Raw genomic sequence first — 18,719 nt, 5'->3', positions numbered from 1 at the left:
GCCGGGTTTTTTGATCGGGGCGAGGCTCGCCCGTTGCCGGCCTCAGGCCGCTTGAGAGCGCTGCGCCAGATCCCGCAGGACGTAGTGCAGGATCCCGCCGTTGCGGTAGTACTCCCACTCGGTGGGAGTGTCGATCCGCACCCGCGCCTCGAAGCTCTTCACCTCACCGTCCGGTGTCACGGCCCGGACCGTCACGGTGCCGGGCTGGTCATCGAGACTATCGATGCTGAAGGTCTCTTCGCCGGTCAGCCCCAGCGTCTCGGCGTTCTCACCGTCCTTGTACTGCAGCGGTACCACACCAAAGCCGACCAGATTGGAGCGATGGATACGCTCGTAGGTCTCGGCGATGACCATGCGAACCCCGAGCAACGCGGTGCCCTTGGCGGCCCAGTCACGGCTCGAACCGGTGCCGTATTCCTTGCCGGCCAGCACCACCAGGGGTGTCTGCTCTTCTTTGTAACGCATGGCCGCGTCGTAGATAGAGATCTGCTCGCCGGTCGGGAAGTAGGTGGTCCAGCTTCCCTGGGTGCCGGGTGCCAACTCGTTTTTCAGTCGGACGTTGGCGAAGGTCCCGCGCATCATGACCTCGTGGTTACCACGGCGCGAGCCGTAGCTGTTGAAGTCCTGCGGCATGATGCCCTGCTCCTGCAGGTACTTGCCTGCCGGGCTATCGGCCTTGATTGCACCGGCCGGCGAGATATGGTCGGTGGTGATCGAGTCACCCACCTTGACCAGGCAACGGGCCTGCTTGATCTCCGAGACCGCGCCGGGCTCCAGGCCCATCCCCTCGAAGTACGGGGGGTTGCGGACATAGCTGGAATCGGGCCATTCGTAGATTTCGCCCGCCGGCGTCGGCAGCTCCTGCCAGGTTTTAGAACCCTCGAAGACGTTGGCGTACTGCTCGCGGTACATCTTCGAATTGATGTGTTCCTCGATGACATCGGCGATCTCTTTCTGACTCGGCCAGACGTCTTTGAGGTAGACCGGGTTGCCGTTGTGGTCTTCACCCAGCGGCTCGCTGGTCAGATCACGCGCGGTTGACCCCGCCAGGGCATAGGCCACCACCAGCGGCGGCGACGCCAGATAGTTGGCCGGGACATCCGGGTGGATACGGCCTTCGAAATTGCGGTTGCCCGAAAGGACACCCGAGACCATCAGGTCCCCTTCGCGGATGGCGTCGGTGATCTCCTCGGCCAGCGGGCCGGAGTTGCCGATGCAGGTGGTGCAGCCGAAGCCGACCACGTTAAAGCCAAGGGCCTCCAGCGGCTTCATGAGCCCCGCATCATCGAGGTAGGCCGGGACCACCTGAGACCCCGGCGCAAACGATGTCTTGACCCAGGGCTTGCTGGTCAGGCCGCGCTCGTGGGCCTTCTTGGCCACCAGGCCGGCGGCCACCAGCACCGCCGGGTTGGAGGTGTTGGTGCAAGAGGTGATCGCGGCAATCACGACATCGCCGTGGTTGAGGGTGAAGGACTGGCCATCCATGTCCACCTGAACCGCGCCGGTCTCATGCAGCAGCTGATTGCCGGGGGCGGTGTCGCCTCCCTCGCCCTCGAAGCGCGCCTCGTCGGCGTCCGGCATGGTTCCGCGGGCGGTCAGCTCGTTTTCGAGATGATCGAGGAACGAGCGCTTGGCTTCGGTGAGCGGGATGCGATCCTGTGGCCGCTTGGGCCCGGCGATGCTCGGGACCACCTGACCCATGTCCAGCTCGACCACGTCGGTGTAATCGGCGTGGCGCGAGCCGGTCTCGCGCCACATGCCCTGCTCGCGGGCGTAGGCCTCGACCAGGTCGATGGTCCCCTGGTCACGGCCCGAGACCCGCAGATACTCGATGGTCTCGTTGTCGACCGGAAAGATCCCGCAGGTCGCCCCGTACTCCGGCGCCATGTTGCCGATGGTGGCGCGATCGGCGAGCGGCAGGTTATCCAGGCCATCGCCGAAGAACTCGACGAACTTGCCGACCACGCCCTTCTTGCGCAGCATCTCGGTGACGGTCAACACCAGATCGGTGGCCGTTGCACCCTCGGGCAGCTCGCCGGTGAGCTTGAAGCCGATGACTTCGGGAATGAGCATGGTGATGGGCTGGCCCAGCATGGCGGCCTCCGCCTCGATGCCGCCCACGCCCCAGCCCAGGACGCCCAGGCCGTTGACCATGGTGGTATGCGAGTCGGTGCCGACCAGTGTGTCCGGGTAGGCCAGCGTGCCGTCATCGGTTTCCTTGGTGAAGACCGTCTTGGAGAGATATTCCAGATTGACCTGGTGGACAATGCCGGTGCCCGGCGGGACCACACGGAAGTTGGAGAACGCCTTCTGTCCCCAGCGCAGGAACTTGTAGCGCTCTTCGTTGCGCTTGAACTCGATCTTGGTGTTGAGATCCAGCGCATTGTTGCTGCCGGCATGGTCCACCATGACCGAGTGGTCGATCACCAGATCCGCCGGCTCGAGCGGATTGATCAGTTCGGGGTCGCCACCGAGACGCTGCATGGCGTCGCGCATCGCCGCCAGGTCAACCACGGCCGGTACACCGGTGAAATCCTGCAGCACCACCCGGGCGGGCATGAACGACACCTGCTCGCCGGGGCCGCCTTTGGGGTCCCAGTTGCAGAGCGCCTCGATTTGCTCGGTGGTCACATTGCGTCCGTCTTCCTTGCGCAGGAGGTTCTCCAGCAGCACCTTCAACGAGAAAGGCAGGCGGTCGACGTCGTAGCGTTCCTTGAGCGCATCCAACCGGTAGATTTCGTATTGTTTGCCCTTGACGTCCAGCGTCTGGCGGGCGTTGTAACTGTTACTCATGGTTCCTCCCGAAATCGCAGTGCGCGCAAGGCACGTTGCTTTATACTGAGTATCGTCGCCGTTGACGTGGCGCCGGATTATACATGATGCAGCGCCGCAACGGCAGTCCCGACGCGCCGCTCGATCACCCCGAGGGCACCTGGCTGAGGGCGCGGCGCGCGGACTCGATGATTTGCGGCCGACCGAATATCAACCGCAGCCGGCCGCCGCCGTTGGCCTGCCATAGTCCGGCGGCGCGAATGGCTGCCAGCAGCAATGCCCGGATGGCCGCGGCATGGCGTTCGTCTTCGAGATACCGACCATGGCCCTGCACGATAATGCGCGGTCGAAGGGGGCTGATCCGGTCTTTGTAGGTCTGGGCCACACTGGCGATGACGCTCGGATGCGTGACCTCGCCAAAGTAATCCATCTGTCCCCGGGCCCGTTCCAGTCCGTCCCCGACCTCGGCAAGTCGGCCGCGATCCCGTCGCAGCTTGCGCTCGAGCTGGAGTACGCTGACCAGATAGCGGGTCAGCTGCATGTTGCGCGGCTGCGAGAGATGGTCGGCCAGCAGGCGAAGGCCTTCATCAAGACAGCCCGGCTCGCCGTAGAGTGTCTCCACATCGTTTTGATAATGCCCCAGCAGTCCGCGCAGGCAGACGGCAAGCGCGGCGTTGTCGGTACGCCCCTGCTCGGCAATCTCGCGGACTTGCTTGAGCGCGAGGAACAGGGCGCCAAGGGCCATGGCCCGCTCCGAGTCAGGCGACGCCACGGCGATTCGGCTCCTCGAGCGGTAGCCGCTCGGTGATCGTCCCGCCCCCCAGGCAGGCGACTTCGTCGTAGACCACCACCGACTGGCCCGGTGTCACCGCGCGCTGGGGGCGTTCGAAAACCACCCGGTGACGGCCATCCGGCGCCGGTGTGAGCCACGCCCGCTGCTCGGGCTGGCGATGTCGCAGCCGGACAGTGCAGGCCATCGGCGCAGCCGGCGGTTGACCGGCCACCCAATGCCAGTCGTCGGCGATCAATCCGCGACTCATCAACGCCGGATGATCATGGCCCTGGGCGACAATGAGCCGGTTGCCGGCCATCTCTTTGTCCACCACGTACCAAGGCAATCCCGAGTGCCGGGCCATTCCGCCGAGGTCGAGTCCCCGCCGCTGTCCAATGGTGTAGAAGGCAAGGCCGTGGTGCTCACCCAGCGTCTCCCCCTCGACGGTGACGATGGGGCCGGGATCGGCGGCGATGTATTGTCCGAGGAAGGCGCGAAAGTCGCGCTCGCCGATAAAGCAGATACCGGTGCTGTCGGGCTTGTCGAAGTTGGCAAAGCCGGCCTCATCGGCCAGCTCGCGGACCCTTGCCTTGGTCAGTGTCGCCAGCGGGAAGATCGCCGGTGCCAGCTGTGACTGGTCCAGCGCGTAGAGGAAATAGGTCTGGTCCTTGTTGCTGTCGGCGGCGCGAACCAGTCGGCGCTCCCCCGTCGGTCCGGTGACACCGGCGTAGTGCCCCGTGGCGATCCATGTCGCGCCCAGCCGGCGGGCATGATCGACAAAGGCCCGAAACTTGATGTGCTGATTGCAGAGAATGTCCGGGTTGGGGGTGTGACCGGCCCGAAACTCGTCGAGGCAGTGATCAAAGACCTGCTGCCGGTAGGCGGCCGCAAAGTTGACCCGATGCAGGGCAATCCCCAGGGTGTCGGCCACCTGTCGGGCGTCGGCGTAGTCGGCCTCGGCACTGCAGTGGCCGCTGTCATCGTCATCTTCCCAGTTTTTCATGAAAAGCCCCTCGACCCGGTAGCCCTGCCTTTGCAGCAACCAGGCGCTGACGGCGGAGTCCACACCACCAGAGAGGCCGACGATCACCAGGGGGTCATCATTCATGTGTGAGAGGATAACATTGGCGGGGCAGGCATCAGCTTTTAGAATTGCCACTCTGACCATTTATTACGCCGCAATCCCGGGGTCCGTGCCCATGAGCGAAGAAAACGAGCCGCTACGGGAGGACGACCTGTCGGTCCAGGAGGCCGATCCCGAGGTCAAGGAGCCGCCCCTGTACCGGGTCATCCTTCTCAACGATGACTACACGCCCATGGAGTTCGTGGTAGAGATATTACAGACCTTCTTCCGCATGGATCGGGAGCAGGCAACGCAGGTGATGCTCCATGTCCACACCCGGGGCAAGGGGGTTTGCGGGGTGTTCAGCCGCGACGTGGCCGAAACCAAGGTTGACCAGGTCACCGAATATGCCCGCGAGCACAATCACCCGCTGATGTGCACCATGGAGCCGGCATGAACAGGAACACATCCGCCGCCGGCGGGTCCAAGCAGGCAGCAAGCCAGGTGGGAGTCCGATGCTGAGTAAAGAGCTGGAATTCACGTTGAACCTGGCCTTCAAGGAGGCCCGGGAGAAGCGCCACGAGTTTCTGACCGTGGAGCATCTGCTGCTGGCGCTGACGGACAACCCCGCAGCCCTTGAGGTGCTGCGCGCCTGCGGCGCCGATCTGGATACCCTGCGCAAGGATCTGGAGGCGTTTCTCGACGAGACCACGCCGCTGCTGCCGCACAACGACAACCGCGAGACACAGCCCACGCTGGGGTTCCAGCGGGTGCTCCAGCGCGCCATCCTGCATGTCCAGTCCTCGGGCAAAAAAGAGGTGAGCGGCGCCAACGTGGTGGTGGCCATCTTCAGCGAGCAGGAATCCCAGGCGGTGTATTTTCTGCACAAGCAGAACATCTCGCGCCTCGATGCGGTGAACTTCATCTCGCACGGGATCTCGAAGGTCTCCGACGAGGAGGCTAGCTCGGATGCCGAGGGGGCGCAGGAGTCGGGCGAGACGGATGAAGACGGCGGCAGCGCCAAACCGCTTGAGAGCTATGCCACCGATCTCAATGCCCGCGCCCGGCAGGGCCGGACCGATCCGCTGATCGGCCGCAAGCACGAGGTGGAACGGACCATCCAGATCCTCTGCCGTCGGCGCAAGAACAATCCGCTTTATGTCGGCGAGCCCGGGGTGGGCAAGACCGCCATCGCCGAGGGCCTCGCCAAACTGGTCGAAGACGGCGAGGTGCCGGATGTGCTCGCCAATGCGCAGATCTATGCCCTCGACCTGGGGGCGCTGGTTGCCGGCACCAAGTACCGCGGCGACTTTGAAAAGCGGCTCAAGGCGTTGCTGGCGCAGCTCAAGAAGTCGGACAACGCGGTTTTGTTCATCGATGAAATCCACACCATCATCGGCGCCGGCTCGGCCTCGGGCGGTGTGATGGACGCCTCCAATCTGCTCAAGCCCATGCTCGCCAGCGGCGAGTTGAAGTGCATCGGCTCGACCACCTACGAGGAGTACCGCGGGATTTTCGAAAAGGATCGGGCGCTCGCCCGGCGCTTTCAGAAAATCGATGTGCCCGAGCCCACCGTCGATGAGACGGTCCAGATCCTGCGCGGGCTGAAGGATCGCTTCGAATCCCATCACGGGGTGCGTTACACCCACCCCGCGCTAGAGAGTGCAGCGGAGTTGTCGGCCAAGTACATCACCGATCGTCATCTGCCCGACAAGGCCATCGATGTCATCGACGAGGCCGGCGCCAATCTGCGGCTGCTGCCACCGTCAAAGAAGAAGAAAACCGTCGGTGTGGGTGACATCGAGACCATCATCGCCAAGATGGCCCGGATTCCGCCCAAGCGCGTGTCCAGCTCGGACATGCGGCTGCTCGAGACCATGGAAAAGGATCTCAAGCGGGTGATCTACGGCCAAGACGAAGCCATCGACACGCTGGCAGCGACCATCAAGATGTCGCGGGCCGGGTTGCGGGATACCGAAAAGCCGGTCGGCAGCTTCCTGTTTGCCGGGCCCACCGGTGTCGGCAAGACCGAAGTCACCCGACAGCTCGCCGAGATTATGGGGATCAACCTGATCCGGTTCGACATGTCCGAGTACATGGAGCGCCACACCGTCTCGCGGCTGATCGGGGCGCCGCCGGGGTATGTCGGCTTTGATCAGGGCGGGTTGCTGACCGATGAGGTGCTCAAGCACCCGCATTCGGTGGTGTTGCTCGATGAGATCGAAAAAGCCCATCCGGATGTCTTCAATCTGCTGCTGCAGGTCATGGACCACGGCTCACTGACCGACAACAACGGCCGTCATGCAGATTTCCGCAACGTGATCCTGGTGATGACCACCAACGCCGGTGCCGAGGAGCAGAGCCGGCGCAGCATCGGTTTCACGCCCCAGGATCAGAGCAGCGACGCCATCGAGGTGATCCGCAAGCAGTTCACACCGGAGTTCCGCAACCGGCTGGATGCGATCATCCAGTTCAACAGCCTGGTGCCCGAGGTCATCCAGCGGGTGGCGGATAAGTTCATCCGCGATCTGCGCCATCAGCTGGCTGAAAAACGCGTCACACTCGAGGTCAGCGAACCGGCCCGTGCCTGGCTCGCCGAGCAGGGCTACGACCCGGTCATGGGCGCCCGGCCTATGGCCCGGTTGATCCAGGACCGGCTCAAGCGCCCGCTCGCCGATGAGCTACTGTTCGGCCGCCTCACGCAGGGCGGTCACGTGCAGGTCGAACTGGATGAAACCGGCGAGGCACTGACGTTCCGGATCGATACCCCGGAGCCGGTCGAGTAGGGAAGGGCGCGCGGGCCGTTTAGCGCGCGCGATAGACGATGCGGCCTTTGTTGAGGTCGTAGGGCGTGAGCTCGACGGTGACCGTGTCACCCCGCAGGATGCGGATGTAGTGCTTGCGCATCTTGCCGGAGATATGGGCGGTCACGGTGTGGCCGTTCTCCAGTTCGACGCGGAACATGGTGTTGGGCATCACCTCGGTAATGGTGCCCTGCATCCGGATGTTTTCCTCTTTGGACATGCAGCCTCTCGCTTGCGGTAAAACCCGATAGTCTACCGGAGGCGTTGCAACGGCACCAAGCGGTGATCACAGCGCCGGGAAGCGTTGCCACTGCCCCTGGATGTAACGCTCGTGGGGCGCGAAATGCCGCTTGTAGTCCATCCGGGGGGCCGCGCCAATCCAATAGCCAAGATAGAGCCAATCCCGCTGGCGGCGACGGGCCTCGTCGATCTGCAGCAGGATGGCAAGCGTGCCCAGACCCCGATGCGCTGCCTCGGGGGCGTAGAAGGTGTACACCGCCGAGAGGGAATGGCCCGTGTCGTCGGTCACCGCCACACCCAGCAGCTCATCGGTATCGCACTGACGCAGCTCGAGAAAGTCGGTCGGGCACCATGGCGCGGTGAGGAACTGCCGGTACATATCGACATCCACATCATCCATGCCGCCGCCTGGATGGCGAGCGTTGACGTAGCGCTGGTAGAGGGCGAAGTGCTCGGGGTTGTGGCGAAACCCGGCATTGACCAGCCGGATGTCGTGGTTGCGCCGCAGGCACCGTCGGTGGCGTCGCCGCGGCGCGAACGCGGTGACGGGGATGCGCAGACTCTCGCAGGCCTGGCAGCCGGGGCAGCCGGTGCGGTAGATGTGTTCGCCGCCGCGACGGAACCCGGCCGCTAGCAGCTCATCGTAGAGCGCGGGTGTGCAATCGAGCCGCGGGTCCACCACATCAAAGCGCGACATCCGGTCGTCGAGGTAGGGGCAGGGCTGGAAACCGCCGTCAAAAAGCCGGATGGATCGATAGGATGTTGCTTTTGTCATCCCAGCCACGCATCCAGATCGTCGGCGCGGATTTCAAGCGACCAGGGCCCGGGATGGGTGGAGGCGCGTTGACTGGCCGCCAGTGCCATTAGAAAACGTTTTCGGGGCATGGTCTCGGCGCCCAGCCGCATCAGGTGGTCGGTCGGCATCTGGCAGTCCAGAAAGTCAAAGCCCCAGTGCTCGAGCTGACAGCACAGCCAGGCCATGGCGATCTTGCTGCCATTGACCCGGGCGCTGAACATGGATTCGCCAAAAAAGGCCCGTCCCAGCGACACGCCGTAGAGCCCGCCAACAAGGTGCCCGTCCCGCCAGATTTCGATGGCGTGGGCCAGCCCCAGGACATGCAGCCGGCTGTAGGCGGCATGCATCGCCGGGGTGATCCAGGTCTCCGGTTGACCCGGGCGGGGGGCGGCGCAACCGCTGACCACCGCATCGAAGGCGGTATCCAGGGTCACCCGGTAGTCATGCCGTCGCAGGGCCCGGCGCAGCGAGCGGCTGACATGGAAGGCCCCGGGACGGAGGATGGCGCGGGGGTCCGGGCTCCACCACAGGATGGGTTCGCCGGGCGAGTACCATGGAAAGATCCCTCGACGGTAGGCGGATTCCAGCCGACGCGGCGATAACGACCCACCGATGGCCACCAGACCATTCGGGTCGGCCATTGCGGTCTCCGGGTCGGGCAGCGGGGTGGTTTCGTCATCCGCTGCCAGCCAGGGCACCGGAAGCCGGGGCTCAGTCATGCGGCAGTCGCTCCATGACCTCGGCGCGATAAGGCGCTTCCCGGGTCAGCTGCCGTGCATAGTCCTCCACCGCCGGGCGCTCCCGGGCCAGAAAGTCGTCCACGGCCACCTGGAAGCGTTCGTCCAAAAGCGCATGGGCCGAGTGGGTGATCACCGGCAGAAACCCCCTCGGGATCTTGTGCTCGCCTTGCGCCCCGGGTTCATAGCGATCGATCCCGTGGCGGATGCAATAGTCGATCCCCTGGTAGTAGCAGGCCTCGAAATGGAGTCCGTCATAGTCGGCGGCCGCGCCCCAGTACCGTCCGTACAGGGTGTCGTCGCTGCGCAGGCAGATCGCCCCGGCCACCGGGGCCTGGCCATGATGGGCCACAAAGGCCACCAGCCGGTCGCCGAGGCGTCGACCCAGCGCCTCGAAGCAATCCCGGCTGATCACCGGCAGATTGCCGTGGGCGCGGAAGGTATCCACATAAAACGCATGCAGCGCATCCCATTGCCGGGCATCGATCTCATCGCCATGCAGGGTCTGCAGCTCAATGCCCTGGTCGGTGACCTGGCGACGCTCGCGGCGTATGTTCTTGCGCTTTTTCGAGCTCAGCCCGGCGAGAAACGCATCAAAATCGGCATAGCCGGCATTGCGCCAGTGATACTGGCAGCCATAACGGTGGGCATAGCCGCTGGCCTGCAAAGCGGCCTGGTCCGCGCGCCGGGTAAAAAGCCAGTGGACCGAGCTGATGCCCATTTGCGCGGCCATCTCGCGGGCACCGTCGGCCAGTGCCTGGCGCAACGCCCCGGCGGGATGGTCGCCGTTGAGCAGCATGCGCGGGCCATTCACGGGGCTGAAGGGCACCGCAACCACCAGCTTGGGGTAGTAGTCCATGCCGTTGCGCTCGTAGGCATGGGCCCAGGCAAAGTCAAAGACGAATTCACCCCAGGAGTTGAGCTTGAGATAGGCCGGCGCCGCGGCCAGCAGCGTGTCGCCGTCCTCGAGCAACAGGTGATGGGGGATCCAGCCATGGGCCTCGCCAACGGCGCCATGGGCTTCGAGTGTCGACAGAAACTCGTGTCGAAGGAACGGGTTGTCCGCCCCCTCGAGGGCGTTCCAGCGCGCGGCGGCGATCTCGTCGATGGCGGGGATGGCTTTCAGCTGCATGCCTCGATGGACCCTGGGGTGCTCTGGAAAGTGCCTTTGAACCGGCGAGCGCGACGCTGCTAAACGCCAGATCCCTACTGTACACTTCGTCCTATGGCAAGCAAGACAACAGCCCGGGCTGACGCCACGCCCATCGCCCAGCAGCTCGGCAGGATGCTGCGCGAGGCATCACTGCTGCTGCTCATGGCGGTGGCGGGCTTTTTGCTGCTCGCCCAGCTGACCTACAGCCCGGCAGATCCGGGCTGGAGCCGCGCCGGACCGGCGAGCGGTATCGCCAATGCCGGGGGCGTGGTCGGGGCCTACTGGGCCGATGTCAGCCTCTATCTTTTTGGCTACCTGGGTTTTCTCTTCCCGGTATTGATTGCCCTGCTGGCCTGGCTGGCCTATCGCTGGCAACGGCAGGACGGGCGCATGCAATGGGGCGTGATCGGCGTGCGTGTGGTGGGGTTTGTCCTCACGCTGCTGGCCGGTGCGGTGCTGGCGCGGCTGCACATCGAGCCGGTCGCCGGCACGGTGCCGCTGAGCTCGGGCGGGGCGCTGGGCAACCTGCTTGGCGACTGGGTGGAGCAGGGATTCAGCTTTACCGGTGCCACGCTGCTGACGCTGGCGATATTCCTGGCGGGGATTACCCTTTTTACCGGCCTGTCCTGGATTGCGCTCATGGACCAGCTGGGCCGACTCGTCCTCGCCCAGGGCCGGCATCTGGCCGCGCTACAAGCGGCGTTGCAGGATCGGCTCGCCGCCCACCGGGCCCGCAAGGCCCGGAGCACCGCCCGGGTAGAAGAAAAGCAAAGGGCGAGCCGTCGACCCCGACCGGCGATCGCACCGCCGGCGGAGGATCCCAAACCGGGCGAGAAGGCCAAGCGCGAGCAGCAGATCCAGCTTTTTCATGCGCCCCCCACGCCGGGCGATCTGCCACCGGTCTCACTGCTCGATCCACCCCCCACCGAGAAGGCGGGCTACAGCGATGATGCGCTCGAGGCGATGTCGCGGCTGGTGGAACACAAGCTGCGCGATTTTGGCGTCGAGGTCGAGGTGGTCGCCGTCCAGCCCGGCCCGGTCATTACGCGTTTCGAGCTCAAACCTGCCGCCGGGGTAAAGGTCAGCCAGATCACCAATCTGGCCAAGGACCTGGCCCGGGCGCTGTCGGTGACCGCCGTGCGTGTGGTCGAGGTGATCCCCGGCAAAGCCGTGGTGGGGCTCGAGATCCCCAACGAGCATCGGCAGGTGATCGCCCTTGCCGAGATCATCCAGTCCGAGGCCTTCGAAAAGGCGCCATCGCCGCTGACCCTGGCCATCGGCAAGGACATCGGCGGCCACACCCAGGTGGTGGATCTTGCCAAAATGCCCCATCTGCTGGTGGCCGGGACTACGGGTTCGGGCAAATCAGTGGGGATCAACGCCATGATCCTGAGCCTGCTCTATAAAAACGGGCCGGATCAGGTCCGCACCATCATGATCGACCCCAAGATGCTGGAGCTCTCGGTCTACGATGACATCCCGCATCTGCTCGCGCCGGTGGTCACCGACATGAAGGAAGCCGCCAACGCCCTTCGCTGGTGTGTCGGCGAGATGGAGCGTCGATACCGCCTCATGGCCAGTCTGGGCGTGCGCAACATTGCTGGGGCCAACCGCAAGATCCGCGAGGCCCGCGAGCGGGGCGAGCCACTGACCGATCCGCTGTGGTCCGGACCGGACGAGCGCATCGAGCCGACGCTCGACGGCGAGGGCGAAACACCCCGTGCGCCAGAGCTCGAGACCATGCCGTATATCGTCGTGGTGGTGGACGAATTTGCCGATATGATGATGATGGTCGGCAAAAAGGTCGAAGAACTCATCGCCCGGCTGGCGCAGAAGGCGCGCGCTTCGGGGATTCACCTCATACTGGCCACTCAGCGGCCTTCGGTGGATGTCATCACCGGGCTGATCAAGGCCAACATCCCGACCCGGATGGCCTTTCAGGTCTCCTCCAAGGTGGATTCGCGGACCATTCTCGATCAGATGGGCGCCGAGTCGCTGCTCGGTCATGGCGACATGCTCTATCTCGGCCCCAGCAGTCGGGGCATTCCCGAGCGGGTCCACGGCGCCTTTGTCTCGGATGCCGAGGTCCACCGTGTCGCCGAGCATCTCAAGCAAAGCGGCCAGCCGGAGTATGTCGAGGGCATCCTCGAGGAAGGCGGTGGCGATGCCACGGCGATTCCCGGACTGCCCGGCGAGATGAGCGCCGATGGGGGCGAGGCCGATCCGCTTTATGACCAGGCGGTACGGATTGTCACCGAGACCCGCAAAGCCTCGATCTCGGGGGTGCAGCGGCGGCTGAAGATCGGCTATAACCGGGCCGCCCGGCTGGTGGAAGAAATGGAAGCCGCCGGTATCGTCGGACCGCTCCAATCCAACGGCGGGCGCGAGGTGATCGCGCCGCCACCGCCCGGGGATTGATCGTGCGGTGGCTGCCCCGCTGTCTTACCATGCCGGTGTTTGCTCTGGTGGTCATTGTGCTGGTTGCGATTTCCATCGCCCGGGTCGCCGAGGCTGCCGATGAGGCGTCGACGGCGGCCGACGGGCCGGTCGCCGAGCTCAGCGGGTATTTCGAATCGGTGGAGACCCTCGCCGGCGAGTTTCGTCAGACCACCCGTGATGACACCGGCACGGTGATCGAACAGGCCAGGGGGCGGTTTGTCATGGCCCGGCCGCAGCGGTTTGTCTGGGATTACCGGACGCCGTGGGAGCAACTGATCGTCTCGGACGGCGAGCGGCTCTGGGTCCACGACGTGGGGCTAGAGCAGGTCGTTGTCCGGCCCCTGGAAGAGGCGCTGGGTGTCGGTGCGGCGCAGCTGCTCAGCGGTGATATGGCGCAGCTCAAGCAGAACTTCTCGCTGACCGCGGTGGGTGAGGACGGGGTGATCCTCCAACCCACTGATCCGGCCTGGGACTTTCAGCGGGTCCGGCTGCGGCTCGACGATGGCATTCCAACGGCGATCACGGTCGAAGATGGCCTGGGGCAGCGGGTCGAGGTCCGGCTGCTGGATCTGACCCTCAACCCCACGTTCGAGGCGGATCGCTTTGAATTTGACCCGCCCGCCGGCGTCGACGTCATCGAAGGCTCATGATCGATCGACCTCACCGGATTCGCGTACACTTTCCTGCTTTCGAAAGCGAGGCATTGGCCGATGGCCTTCTTCGGTGAATGGACGGCGGTTGCCGCCGGTGGGGCCCTTGGCGCATTGATGCGTCACGGCACCACGCTGGCGGTGGCGCAATGGCTGCCCCGCGGGTTTCCTTGGGGCACGCTGGCCGTGAATGTGCTGGGCAGTCTCTTCATGGGCGTCGCCTTTGTGCTGCTGGTTGAACGCGGCCTCGTCGCGCCCGCCTGGCGCGTGTTTTTGACCGTTGGTCTGCTGGGCGCCTTCACCACGTTCTCGGCGTTCTCGATCGACGCCCTGACGCTCTTCGGCACCGGCGCCACGGCGAGGGCGATGCTCTACATACTGGCCAGCGTAGCGATCTGCCTCGCCGCTGCCCTTGCCGGTATCATGATGGCCCGGAATTTCTAGGACACGATCGAATCCATGCTTGATCAAAAAGCCCTCAGACAGGACCCGAAAGCCATTGCCGAGGGGCTGGCCCGCCGGGGCCATGACTTCGACGCCGAGCACTACAAGGCGCTCGAGTCGCAGCGACGTGAGCTTCAGTCGCGCACCGAGTCCCTGCAGCACGAGCGCAATGAACGCTCCCGGGCCATCGGCCAGGCTAAGAAAGCCGGCGAAGACATCCAGCCCCTGCTGGATGAAGTGGCCACGCTGGGTGAGTCACTGAAGGCCGCCGAAACCGAGCTCGAGGCCGTGCAGTCGAGCCTGCGTGACATCCATCTGGGACTACCCAACCTGCCCCATGAAAGCGTCCCGCCGGGTGAGGACGAAAGCGACAATGTCGAGATCCGACGCTGGGGCGTACCGCCGGCGTTCGATTTTCGGGCGCGTGATCATGTCGAGCTGGGCGAGGCACTGGGCAACGGGCTTGACTTCGCCGCCGGCGCCAAACTCTCCGGGGCGCGTTTTGTTGTCATGCGCGATGGCATCGCGCGGCTGCATCGAGCGCTGGCGCAGTTCATGCTCGATATCCACACCACCGAGCACGGTTACCGGGAAACGGCGGTTCCCTATCTGGTCGGTGAGTCGGCACTGATCGGCACCGGGCAGTTGCCCAAGTTCGCTGAGGATCTTTTTGCCATCGACAGCGACGAGCACCCGCTGCATTTGATCCCCACCGCCGAGGTGCCGCTGACCAACCTGGCGGCGGACGACATCCTGGATGCCGGTGAGCTGCCGCTGGGCCTGGTCTGCCACAGCCCCTGCTTTCGCTCCGAGGCCGGATCCTACGGGCGCGATACCCGTGGCATGATCCGTCAGCATCAGTTCGACAAGGTCGAGCTTGTCCAACTGACCCGGCCGGATGACTCCTACGATGCCCTCGAGCGGCTGACGGCCCATGCCGAGGCAATCCTGCAACGCCTGGGGCTGCCCTACCGCGTCGTGACCCTGTGTGGGGGGGATATGGGATTTGCCGCTGCCAAGACTTACGACATCGAGGTCTGGCTGCCGGGACAGGCGGCCTACCGCGAGATTTCGTCATGCAGCAACACCGAGGCCTTCCAGGCGCGGCGGATGCAGGCCCGTTGGCGAAACCCTGACACCGGCAGGCCCGAACCACTCCACACCCTCAACGGCTCGGCGCTGGCGGTGGGTCGCTGCCTGGTTGCGGTGCTCGAGAACTACCAGCAACCGGACGGCCGGGTGGCTATCCCCGAGGCGTTGCAGCCCTACATGGGCGGTCAGTCAGGGTTGGCGCCATGATCGGCGATGTGCACGAGGTGATGGCCGCCTGGATGGCCCGTACCGAACCCGCCGAGGCGACCGGCGAGGGCACGTTGGCCTATCGCTGGTTTGGCCACGTCCGGGCAGTGCTCGAGGCCGAATCGGCGTATCTGGTGCTGATGCGTATCGAAACCGATCCGGCCTGGCGGGGGCAGGGCGAGGCCAGTGCCGTGCTGGAATGGCTCAAGGCCCAGTGCGATGAGCACGGGGTTACCCTGCTGGGTCAGGCCAATGTCGATGACGAGACCGGGCTGGACGAACAGGCGCTGCTTGCGTGGTACAGCCGCCATGGCTTTGAAGTCGACGACTCGCTGCAGGGCGAGCCGCTGGTCTGGTACCCGTCAAGGCCCGCTGGGTAAGGGGGCGTACCCTATCCGGTGGTCGCCCGGGTGGTGACCATGCCGTCGGGCCCGAGGACGCGGCGCTGCAGCGATGCCAGCACCACCCCGTAGGCCGGGACAAAGAGCAAAAGCGAGATAAGCAACTTGGAGGCGTAGTCCACAGCCGCGATCTCGGGCCAGTTGGCGGCCATGAACGGATCCGGGCTCTGGTAGAAGGCGATGCTGAAAAACGCCGCCGTATCGGCCAGGTTGCCAAAGACCGTTGAGACCGCAGGTGCGATCCACCAGCGCGCGTTGCGGCGCAGGCGGTCGAAGACGTGGATATCGAGCAGCTGGCCGAGGGCGTAGGCCATGAAGCTGGCGGTGGCAATGCGCCCGACAAAGGTGTTGGCCGCGAGCAGCGCATCGGCCCCCTGGAAGCTGCCCTGCTGAAAAAGCACACCGATGACATAAGAGATCAGCAACGCCGGTCCCATGGCAAAGAAAATGATCCGGCGGGCGGCCTCTTTGCCAAAGATTCTGACCGACAGATCGGTGGCGAGGAAGATGAACGGAAAGGAAAACGCCCCCCAGGTGGTATGCAGACCGGCCAGATTGATCGGCAGTTGGACCAGGTAGTTACTGGCGGCGATGATGGTGATGTGTGCCGCTGCCAGAAACAGGACCGCACGCCGGTATTGAGCAGGAGTAATGGTTTTCATGGCAGCGGAGTATAACAGGCCTGATCCGGGCGTTGAGATGCCGCGCCGAAAGGTGTTCGATCTGGCCTGGCCGCTGATCCTCTCGAACATCACCGTTCCGTTGCTCGGGCTCGTGGATACCGCCGTGGTCGGGCATCTGCCGGATAGCCGCTATCTGGGGGGTGTCACCCTGGGGGCGACCCTTTTCAGCTTTCTTTACTGGGGATTCGGTTTTCTGCGGATGGGAACCACCGGGCTGACCGCCCAGGCCCACGGCCGGGGCGAGGTGGATGCCATGCTGCGGCTGCTCGGCCAGGGGCTGATGCTGGCGCTGGTCATTGGTCTGGCGCTGGTCGCGCTGCACCCGCCGGTAATCGCGCTGGGCCTGTCGCTGCTCGATGGCAGTGCCGCGGTGACCGCCCAGGCCGAGCTCTACGCCCGCTGGCGCATCTTCAGCGCGCCGGCCGTGCTGGCCAACTATGTGTTGATCGGCTGGTTTCTGGGGCGGGGTAACAGTCGCGTGACACTGCTTTTGATGGTGATCAACAACAGCATCAACATTGTGCTCGATCTGCTCTTTGTGGTGGGGCTGGGTATGACCGTTGACGGTGTCGCGCTGGCCAGCGTGATGGCCGACTACTGCACCCTTGCGGTGGGGATTGCCCTGGCGATGGGCGTCTGGCGGCGCTGGTCATGGCGGCCAGTGGCCGGCGTTTTTCGCGACCTTGGGGGATATCGTCGCCTGTTGTCGGTCAACCTCGCCCTTTTCATCCGTACGCTCTGTCTGCTGTTTGCCTTTGCGTTTTTCCACGCCCAGGGGGCGGATATGGGCGATACCACGCTGGCGGCCAATGCGGTTTTGCTGCAGTTCGTGCTGCTGGCCTCCTACGCGCTCGATGGGTTTGCCCATGCCACCGAATCGCTGGTGGGGCAGCGGATTGGAGCCAACGATGAGGCTGGGTTCCGGGCCGTGGTCTGGGCGGCGTCGCAGTGGTCGCTGTTGGCCGCCGGGTTGGCCAGTGTCAGCTTCTGGCTGGCCGGTGACGCGCTGGTGGCGGTGCTCACGGATCTGCCTGCGGTGCGCACGATGGCCGGGGTGTATCTGCCCTGGGTGATTGCCATGCCGCTTCTCGCGGCGGCCAGCTATCTGCTTGATGGCATCTTCATCGGTGCCACCCGTACGCGGGCGATGCGGGATACCATGGTGCTGGCGGTGCTGGGGTTTTATCTACCGGTCTGGTGGCTGACCCAGCCCCTTGGCAATCACGGCCTGTGGCTTGCCTTTGTGGCCTTTACCCTGGCGCGCAGCCTGCTGCTCGGTGGGCTTTTCCATCGGGCATGGTCGCAGAGGCGGTGGTTTGCGCCCGCCGGTCATCCGGCCGGCTGATCAGCGGCGGCGGCCAGGATCTCGTCCAGCGCGGTGATCAGGCGGTCGTTTTGCTCCGGAGTGCCCACGCTGATGCGGATCTTATCGGCCAGCCGCGGGGTGTCGAAGTGACGGATCAGAATGCCCCGGGCCTTTAACCCATCCTTGATCGCTGCCGCGCTCAGTGGGCTATCCGGCGGCCGGGTTGCCAGGCAGAAGTTGGTCGCGCTCTCGGGCACCGTAAAGCCGCGCGCCTCGAGCGCCCGGGTCAGTCGGCCCCGCGCGTCACAGACCGCCTGCCAGGTCGAGCGGGCATGGTCCTGGTCGGCCAGTGCCGCGGCCCCCACGGCATCGGCCACCGCGTCCACGCTGTAGCTATCGCGGGTCTTCTCGGCGATCGGTGCAATCAAACCGGGTGCGCCGATGCCATAGCCTAGACGCAGCCCGGCAAGCCCGTATCCCTTGGAGAGGGTGCGCAGGACCAGCAGGTTGTCGTGGCGAGCGATCAGGCCGACGACATCATGATCGGCAGGCGCAAAATCCACATAGGCCTCATCGACAAGCAACACGCCGTCGAGCGCCGCCGCCAGTTGGCTGATCCGCGCGGCCGGGAGCAGGTGGCCACTGGGGGCATGGGGGTTGACGATGAGCGTCAACGGCACACCCGCGGCATTCATCCGCTCGGCAAAGTCATCCGGCAGCGACCACTGGGCGTCCAGCTCGGCCGCCTCGATGGGGCTGTCATGGATGGCGGCGAGCACCGGATACAGCGAATAGCTGGGCTCGGCGATGCCGATCGGCGCGCCCGGCGGCACGAAAGTGGTCATGGCAAGGCGCAACAGCTCGTCGCCGCCGTTGGTGGTGACGATCTGGTCGGTTGATACGCCATGCAATCGGGCGGCCTGGTGGCGCACGGCCGCCGCCGTCGGCGAGGGATACCGGCGCAGGGCGTCTTCGGCGATCTGCTGCAGCGCTGCCATGGCCGCGGGGGAGGGCGGCCAGGGGTTTTCGTTGGTGTTGAGCTTGAGGACCCGGTCGTCATCGGGCTGTTCGCCGGGCTGATAGCCGGCCATGCGCTGGATGTTCTCACGTTCGTAGGTCATGCCCCATGATACCGCGCGTTGGTGAAAAAATAAGCGCTC

Annotated in this window: 17 protein-coding genes; 8 read left to right on the top strand and 9 right to left on the bottom strand. The window is 64.8% G+C overall.

What is annotated here, in order from left to right; genetic code table 11:
* Positions 1-42: 42 nt before the first annotated feature.
* The 3 genes from acnA to mnmA all read right to left on the bottom strand — a co-directional run bounded on the left by acnA (position 43) and on the right by mnmA (position 4,652).
* Positions 43-2,793 (bottom strand): aconitate hydratase AcnA, encoded by a 2,751-nt coding sequence (acnA, locus tag V6X73_RS01145; protein WP_367958158.1) that lies wholly within the window; start codon positions 2,791-2,793, stop codon positions 43-45.
* Between the two features lie 124 nt (positions 2,794-2,917).
* Positions 2,918-3,544 carry a high frequency lysogenization protein HflD gene (hflD, locus tag V6X73_RS01140; RefSeq protein ID WP_367958159.1) on the bottom strand — a complete coding sequence of 209 codons (627 nt, stop codon included), beginning with the start codon at positions 3,542-3,544 and terminating at the stop codon, positions 2,918-2,920.
* Positions 3,531-4,652 (bottom strand): tRNA 2-thiouridine(34) synthase MnmA, encoded by a 1,122-nt coding sequence (gene mnmA / locus V6X73_RS01135; RefSeq protein ID WP_367958160.1) that lies wholly within the window; start codon positions 4,650-4,652, stop codon positions 3,531-3,533. The genes hflD and mnmA overlap by 14 nt, the downstream gene beginning before the upstream one ends.
* 91 nt (positions 4,653-4,743) lie before the next feature.
* On the opposite strand from mnmA, the gene clpS reads away from it, so the two are divergent.
* Both clpS and clpA read left to right on the top strand, forming a co-directional pair.
* Positions 4,744-5,064: an ATP-dependent Clp protease adapter ClpS gene (gene clpS, locus V6X73_RS01130; RefSeq protein ID WP_367958161.1), complete on the top strand. Its 321-nt coding sequence runs from the start codon at positions 4,744-4,746 to the stop codon at positions 5,062-5,064.
* Between the two features lie 58 nt (positions 5,065-5,122).
* On the top strand, positions 5,123-7,393 hold the full coding sequence (clpA, locus tag V6X73_RS01125) for an ATP-dependent Clp protease ATP-binding subunit ClpA (RefSeq protein ID WP_367958162.1): 2,271 nt from the start codon (positions 5,123-5,125) through the stop codon (positions 7,391-7,393).
* 19 nt (positions 7,394-7,412) lie between these two features.
* Here clpA and infA read toward each other — a convergent pair whose 3' ends face one another.
* The 4 genes from infA to V6X73_RS01105 all read right to left on the bottom strand — a co-directional run bounded on the left by infA (position 7,413) and on the right by V6X73_RS01105 (position 10,316).
* On the bottom strand, positions 7,413-7,631 hold the full coding sequence (gene infA / locus V6X73_RS01120) for a translation initiation factor IF-1 (protein WP_367958163.1): 219 nt from the start codon (positions 7,629-7,631) through the stop codon (positions 7,413-7,415).
* A gap of 66 nt (positions 7,632-7,697) precedes the next feature.
* Positions 7,698-8,426: an arginyltransferase gene (locus V6X73_RS01115; protein ID WP_367958164.1), complete on the bottom strand. Its 729-nt coding sequence runs from the start codon at positions 8,424-8,426 to the stop codon at positions 7,698-7,700.
* Complete coding sequence (aat, locus tag V6X73_RS01110; RefSeq protein ID WP_367958165.1) at positions 8,423-9,166, bottom strand: leucyl/phenylalanyl-tRNA--protein transferase; 744 nt, start codon at positions 9,164-9,166, stop codon at positions 8,423-8,425. Before aat ends, V6X73_RS01115 begins: the two co-directional genes overlap by 4 nt.
* Positions 9,159-10,316, bottom strand: a complete 1,158-nt coding sequence (locus V6X73_RS01105; RefSeq protein WP_367958166.1) for a GNAT family N-acetyltransferase — start codon at positions 10,314-10,316, stop codon at positions 9,159-9,161. The genes aat and V6X73_RS01105 overlap by 8 nt, the downstream gene beginning before the upstream one ends.
* A 93-nt stretch (positions 10,317-10,409) precedes the next feature.
* Between V6X73_RS01105 and V6X73_RS01100 the strand changes: the two genes are divergently transcribed.
* From V6X73_RS01100 to V6X73_RS01080, 5 genes are read left to right on the top strand one after another with little or no spacing between them, the layout of a single operon-like run.
* On the top strand, positions 10,410-12,755 hold the full coding sequence (locus tag V6X73_RS01100) for a DNA translocase FtsK (protein ID WP_367958167.1): 2,346 nt from the start codon (positions 10,410-10,412) through the stop codon (positions 12,753-12,755).
* 2 nt (positions 12,756-12,757) lie between these two features.
* Positions 12,758-13,426, top strand: coding sequence for an outer membrane lipoprotein chaperone LolA (gene lolA / locus V6X73_RS01095; RefSeq protein ID WP_367958168.1), 669 nt, complete (start codon positions 12,758-12,760; stop codon positions 13,424-13,426).
* A gap of 60 nt (positions 13,427-13,486) precedes the next feature.
* Positions 13,487-13,870, top strand: coding sequence for a fluoride efflux transporter CrcB (crcB, locus tag V6X73_RS01090; protein ID WP_367958169.1), 384 nt, complete (start codon positions 13,487-13,489; stop codon positions 13,868-13,870).
* A 15-nt stretch (positions 13,871-13,885) separates the two neighbouring features.
* A complete protein-coding gene (serS, locus tag V6X73_RS01085) occupies positions 13,886-15,169 on the top strand; it encodes a serine--tRNA ligase (RefSeq protein ID WP_367958170.1) in 1,284 nt (427 codons plus the stop codon).
* Positions 15,166-15,549 carry a GNAT family N-acetyltransferase gene (locus tag V6X73_RS01080; RefSeq protein WP_367958171.1) on the top strand — a complete coding sequence of 128 codons (384 nt, stop codon included), beginning with the start codon at positions 15,166-15,168 and terminating at the stop codon, positions 15,547-15,549. Before serS ends, V6X73_RS01080 begins: the two co-directional genes overlap by 4 nt.
* Before the next feature lie 11 nt (positions 15,550-15,560).
* On the opposite strand, the gene V6X73_RS01075 is transcribed toward V6X73_RS01080, so the two are convergent.
* The gene (locus tag V6X73_RS01075) at positions 15,561-16,232 is read right to left on the bottom strand and encodes a 7-cyano-7-deazaguanine/7-aminomethyl-7-deazaguanine transporter (protein ID WP_367958172.1); all 672 of its coding nucleotides are present in this window, start codon (positions 16,230-16,232) and stop codon (positions 15,561-15,563) included.
* 37 nt (positions 16,233-16,269) lie between these two features.
* Between V6X73_RS01075 and V6X73_RS01070 the strand changes: the two genes are divergently transcribed.
* Positions 16,270-17,598: an MATE family efflux transporter gene (locus V6X73_RS01070; protein ID WP_367958173.1), complete on the top strand. Its 1,329-nt coding sequence runs from the start codon at positions 16,270-16,272 to the stop codon at positions 17,596-17,598.
* Here V6X73_RS01070 and hisC read toward each other — a convergent pair.
* Positions 17,583-18,680: a histidinol-phosphate transaminase gene (gene hisC / locus V6X73_RS01065; protein ID WP_367958174.1), complete on the bottom strand. Its 1,098-nt coding sequence runs from the start codon at positions 18,678-18,680 to the stop codon at positions 17,583-17,585. The genes V6X73_RS01070 and hisC overlap by 16 nt on opposite strands.
* Positions 18,681-18,719 lie beyond the last annotated feature (39 nt).

It is taken from the genome of Spiribacter pallidus (assembly GCF_040838495.1).
GTDB lineage: Bacteria > Pseudomonadota > Gammaproteobacteria > Nitrococcales > Nitrococcaceae > Spiribacter > Spiribacter pallidus.
Note: the sequence above shows the minus strand (reverse complement) of the source record. Positions and strands in the feature narration are given on the sequence as shown.

Excerpts from the sequence above, each read along its gene's own strand:
- V6X73_RS01105 (WP_367958166.1), bottom strand. The coding sequence starts at position 10,316 with ATGCAGCTGAAAGCCATCCCCGCCATCGACGAGATCGCCGCCGCGCGC.
- infA (WP_367958163.1), bottom strand. The coding sequence starts at position 7,631 with ATGTCCAAAGAGGAAAACATCCGGATGCAGGGCACCATTACCGAGGTG.
- V6X73_RS01100 (WP_367958167.1), top strand. The coding sequence starts at position 10,410 with ATGGCAAGCAAGACAACAGCCCGGGCTGACGCCACGCCCATCGCCCAG.
- V6X73_RS01070 (WP_367958173.1), top strand. The coding sequence starts at position 16,270 with ATGCCGCGCCGAAAGGTGTTCGATCTGGCCTGGCCGCTGATCCTCTCG.
- V6X73_RS01115 (WP_367958164.1), bottom strand. The coding sequence starts at position 8,426 with ATGACAAAAGCAACATCCTATCGATCCATCCGGCTTTTTGACGGCGGT.
- clpA (WP_367958162.1), top strand. The coding sequence starts at position 5,123 with ATGCTGAGTAAAGAGCTGGAATTCACGTTGAACCTGGCCTTCAAGGAG.
- aat (WP_367958165.1), bottom strand. The coding sequence starts at position 9,166 with ATGACTGAGCCCCGGCTTCCGGTGCCCTGGCTGGCAGCGGATGACGAA.
- mnmA (WP_367958160.1), bottom strand. The coding sequence starts at position 4,652 with ATGAATGATGACCCCCTGGTGATCGTCGGCCTCTCTGGTGGTGTGGAC.
- V6X73_RS01080 (WP_367958171.1), top strand. The coding sequence starts at position 15,166 with ATGATCGGCGATGTGCACGAGGTGATGGCCGCCTGGATGGCCCGTACC.
- serS (WP_367958170.1), top strand. The coding sequence starts at position 13,886 with ATGCTTGATCAAAAAGCCCTCAGACAGGACCCGAAAGCCATTGCCGAG.
- hisC (WP_367958174.1), bottom strand. The coding sequence starts at position 18,680 with ATGACCTACGAACGTGAGAACATCCAGCGCATGGCCGGCTATCAGCCC.
- clpS (WP_367958161.1), top strand. The coding sequence starts at position 4,744 with ATGAGCGAAGAAAACGAGCCGCTACGGGAGGACGACCTGTCGGTCCAG.
- V6X73_RS01075 (WP_367958172.1), bottom strand. The coding sequence starts at position 16,232 with ATGAAAACCATTACTCCTGCTCAATACCGGCGTGCGGTCCTGTTTCTG.
- acnA (WP_367958158.1), bottom strand. The coding sequence starts at position 2,793 with ATGAGTAACAGTTACAACGCCCGCCAGACGCTGGACGTCAAGGGCAAA.
- crcB (WP_367958169.1), top strand. The coding sequence starts at position 13,487 with ATGGCCTTCTTCGGTGAATGGACGGCGGTTGCCGCCGGTGGGGCCCTT.